This is a genomic window from Kitasatospora sp. SolWspMP-SS2h, from assembly GCF_003259315.1.
Taxonomy (GTDB): domain Bacteria; phylum Actinomycetota; class Actinomycetes; order Streptomycetales; family Streptomycetaceae; genus Kitasatospora; species Kitasatospora fiedleri.
Window position 1 is genome coordinate 1 of record NZ_QLLT01000059.1, and the last position, 4,257, is coordinate 4,257.

Here is a 4,257-nt window from a genome sequence, read left to right on the forward strand (position 1 = left end):
CATCACCCTCGACGCCCGACGCCGCGACAGCGCCAAGAGCGCCCTCATCACCCTCGTCGAACACGCCCTCCTCGCCCGACTCCGATGAAGGCCCGACCCGGCCGGGGGCGCGCGCCAGGAATGGTTCGCGTCCCCCGGTAACAGTTCGGTAGGCATTTGCCGGGCCGGTCTGACCGTGCGTAGCCGCCCGAACCCGGTCCGCCCCAATGACCTTGAAGTTTGCGGGATTTCAACCAGTTATGTCCGTTTTCCACCCCTGGCGCTCGGGGCGGAGGGGCCGTTTGTCCGGCCCACCGGCTCGTGTTGGAATTCCAGCTACCCCGTAGGACCCACGCGGGCCGCGGCCCGCCGGGGGGTAGCCGCCGGATAGATCCATGGCCGCCAGTCGGTCGAGAGGTTGTTGTCGAGTGAGGCGTAAGCAGCCAGTCACCCCTCAGCGGCGCTCCGAGCCCCGCCAGCAGGACCCGGGTAGCGGCCCGACCACCGGTCAGTTCTCCGCGTTCACCGCGCCCGGGGAGCGCGAGCGCGCCGAGCAGGCCCGCCCCGCCGCCACCGAGCCGGCCGCGCGCCCCGGACCCGCCGAGGAGGCCCCGCGCCGCGGCGGCCGGTACGACTTCCTGTCCCCGCTGAACTGGCGCGTGCCGACCCGGCTGGTGGCCATCCTGGTCATCCCGGTCATCATCGCGCTGGTCTTCGGCGGCCTGCGCGTCAACACCTCGCTGGACGACTACAACCAGGCCGACCGGGCGGTGCGCATCGCCAACCTGGCCAGCGCCGCCACCAAACTGGCCGACGCGCTGGAGCAGGAGCGCGACGAGACCCTGGTGCCGCTGCTCGCCGGGCAGGGCGACCAGGGCGAGGTCAAGAAGCTCCGGGACAAGACCGACGAGGCCCTGAAGGGCTACAACGACGCGTTCCACGCGATCAAGGGCGACGCCACCATGGCGCGCCGCAACGACCAGTTCCAGGCGGCGGTGGCGTACCTGCCGCACCTGCGCGCCAACGCGTACAAGCCGGAGCTGTTCGCGACCGCGACCGCCAACGCCTACTCGCTGATCTTCGCGCCGCTGCTGGCGGTGGACAACTCGGTCGGCTTCGGCTCCACCAACGTCACCTCCAAGGGCCGCGCGATCTACGCGATGTCGCTGGCCAAGGCGTCCGCCTCGACCCAGCGCGCGCTGATGCTCCAGCTGCTCGTCGGCCTCGGCGTCGGCGGCGTGGACGGCCACGAGGGCGAGGACCTGATCCAGTCGCTGGTGGTCGCCTCCCGCCTGGAGCAGACCGCGCTCAGCGAGTTCAACACCGCCTCCGACGAGTCCGAGCTCAAGGTCTACTCGGACGCCCTGGTGGACCAGGCCACCGCCGACCAGCGCCTGCCGCTGCGGATGCCCGACGGCCACAGCCTGCCCACCATGGACGGCCTGCTCGCGGTCGGCATGTCCTACGCCGGCCAGCTGTCCAGCACCTCGGGCGGCGGCGACAACGCCGCCAAGATCATCGACCAGGTCGGCAGGGACGGCCTGACCCGCCCGCTGTGGGACCAGGCCACCAAGAGCCACATGAGCGCGCTGCGCTCCGCCGAGACCGACCTGCTCGGCCAGGTCGTCGGCGAGGCCCAGGGCATCAAGGACCGGGCCTTCACCGACTGGGTGCTCAACTCGCTGATCGTGGTCGCCTCGCTGGTGCTGGCCGGTCTGCTTACCGGCTACATCGCCCGCTCGATGATCCTCGGCATGCGGACCCTGAACACCGCCGCGCTCGACATCGCCAACCACCGCCTGCCGGAGCTGGTCGACAAGCTCTCCAAGACCGACCCGGAACGGGTCGACACCTCGGTCAGCCCGATCCCGCTGCACGGCCGGGACGAGATCGGCGAGGTCGCCCGCGCCTTCGACCAGGTCCACCAGCAGGCCGTCTCGCTGGCCGCCGAGCAGGCGCTGCTGCGAGGGAACGTCAACGCGATCTTCACCAACCTGTCGCGCCGCAGCCAGGGCCTGATCCAGCGCCAGCTGGCGCTGATCACCGACCTGGAGAACAACGAAGGCGACCCGGACCAGCTGGAGAACCTCTTCAAGCTGGACCACCTCGCGACCCGCATGCGCCGCAACGGCGAGAACCTCCTCGTCCTCGCGGGCGAGGAGCCCGGCCGCCGCTGGAACACCCCGGTGCCGCTGGTCGACGTGCTGCGCGCCGCGGCCTCCGAGGTGGAGCACTACGAGCGGATCGAACTGGCCGGCATCCCCGAGGCCGACGTGGTCGGCCCCGCCGTGACCGACCTCGTCCACCTGCTCGCCGAGCTGCTGGAGAACGCCACCTCGTTCTCCTCCCCGCAGACCCGGGTGCTGGTCAACGCGACCCGGCTGCCGGACGGCCGGGTGCTGGTCGAGATCCACGACAAGGGCATCGGCCTGACCGCCGAGGACTTCGCCGAGATCAACGAGAAGCTGGCCGAGCCGCCCACCGTCGACGCCACCATCTCCCGCCGGATGGGCCTGTTCGTGGTCGGCCGGCTGTCCCAGCGGCACGACATCCGGGTGCAGCTGCGCCCCTCCGGCGAGTCGGCCGGCACCACCTCGCTGGTCATGCTGCCGCAGCAGCTCACCCAGCTGGGCATGACGGCGCCGGAGCCGCAGGCCGAGGAGTTCACGGTCTCCCGGATCTTCGCCGAGCAGGAGCCGGCCGCCGAGTGGGCCTTCGAGGGCCAGGAGCGCACCGCCGCCGAACTCGGCTTCGACGACCACCTGCCCGCCCGCGGCGCCGTGCCCGGCAACGGCTTCTCCCCCGCGCTGGAGTCCATGCAGCGCTCCCAGCGCCTGGAGGAGCGCCGCCGGGCCGCCCTGGAGGCCGGCCCGAGCGCCGCCGGGGAGCCGATGGAGGCGGAGGTCCTGGAGTCGCCCTACGGCGAGCCGGGCCACCCCGAGGACGGCTACCGCGAGCAGTACCCGGAGCCGGACGCGGGCGGCTACCAGCGGCCCCAGGACGACCCGTACCGGCGCCCCGAGGCGGACGCCTACGGCCGGCCCTTCGAGCCGCAGCAGGCCCCGCAGGACGACGCCTACGGCTACCCCGCCGACCCGTACGCGCCCGCGCAGTACGCCGACGAGCCGTACGCCCCCGGGCCGTACCCGCAGCAGGCCGGCTACGGCGACGAGCAGCAGTACGCCGAGGCGTACCGGCCGGGCTACGGCGACGGGCAGTACGACGGGCAGCGGTACGACGACGGGCAGCAGTACGCCGACGGGCCGTACCCGCAGGCCCCGTACGCCGACGGGTACCAGCAGCAGGACTACGGCTACGAGGAGCCCGCCGGGCACCCGTACCCCGCGGAGGAGCTGCCGGCCCTGCCGCCGGCCCGTCCGGCCGCGGAGCAGCAGCCGGGCGGCGCGCTGCCGCAGCGGCGGCCGGGCCAGCAGCTGGCGGGCGGCGGCGGCGCGGGCCGGGCGGCGGACGGCGAGACCCCGAACTGGTTCACCGGCGCGAAGGACACCTCGGCGTCGGCCGAGCCGCGCGGGCACGACGTGTCGGCGCTGGGCGGCTACGGGCCGACCGGTCCGACCGCGGCGCCCAGCGAGTGGGAGTCGCCGAACGACGACGGCTGGCAGCGCGCGGAGAAGCTCCGCGAGCCCTCCTCGGCCGGCACGACCCCCTCGGGCCTGCCGCGCCGGGTGCCGCGCCAGAACCTGGTGCCGGGCAACGCCCGGACCACCCCGCAGGAGGGGCCGCAGGTCTCCCGGGACCCGAACGAGGTCCGCGGCCGCCTGACCAACCTGCGCCGCGGCGTCGAGCAGGGCCGCCAGGCCGGCGGCGACCCCGGTACCACCGGTAGTTTCCGGATCGACCCCGACCAGGGGGCGTACGGTGATGAACCGCACAACAGCAGCACCGATCTCTTCGGCGGCTCGAACCAGCAGGAGCGTTGAGTTGACCCAGATGAGCCAGGCCGCACAGAACCTGAACTGGCTGATCACCAATTTCGTGGACAACACCCCCGGGGTGTCCCACACCGTGGTGGTCTCCGCCGACGGTCTGCTGCTGTGCATGTCGGAGGGCTTCCCCCGGGACCGCGCCGACCAGCTGGCCGCCGTCGCCTCCGGACTGACCTCGCTGACCTCCGGCGCCAGCCGCATCTTCGAGGGCGGCGACGTGACCCAGACCGTGGTCGAGATGGAGCGGGGCTTCCTGTTCCTGATGGCGGTCAGCGACGGCTCCGCGCTCGCGGTGCTCGCCTCGCCGGACTCCGACATCGGTCTCGTCGGC

2 protein-coding genes and 1 pseudogene are annotated in these 4,257 nt (G+C 72.9%); all 3 read left to right on the forward strand.

The annotated features are described in order from the left end of the window. Positions 1-88: pseudogene (locus K353_RS33490) on the forward strand (ATP-binding protein); the annotation flags it as partial. A 319-nt stretch (positions 89-407) separates the two neighbouring features. Further along, a complete protein-coding gene (locus K353_RS33495) occupies positions 408-3,920 on the forward strand; it encodes a nitrate- and nitrite sensing domain-containing protein (protein ID WP_233533999.1) in 3,513 nt (1,170 codons plus the stop codon). A 10-nt stretch (positions 3,921-3,930) separates the two neighbouring features. Beyond that, the coding region (locus K353_RS33500) for a roadblock/LC7 domain-containing protein (RefSeq protein WP_111557241.1) at positions 3,931-4,257 on the forward strand (327 nt) is incomplete at its 3' end.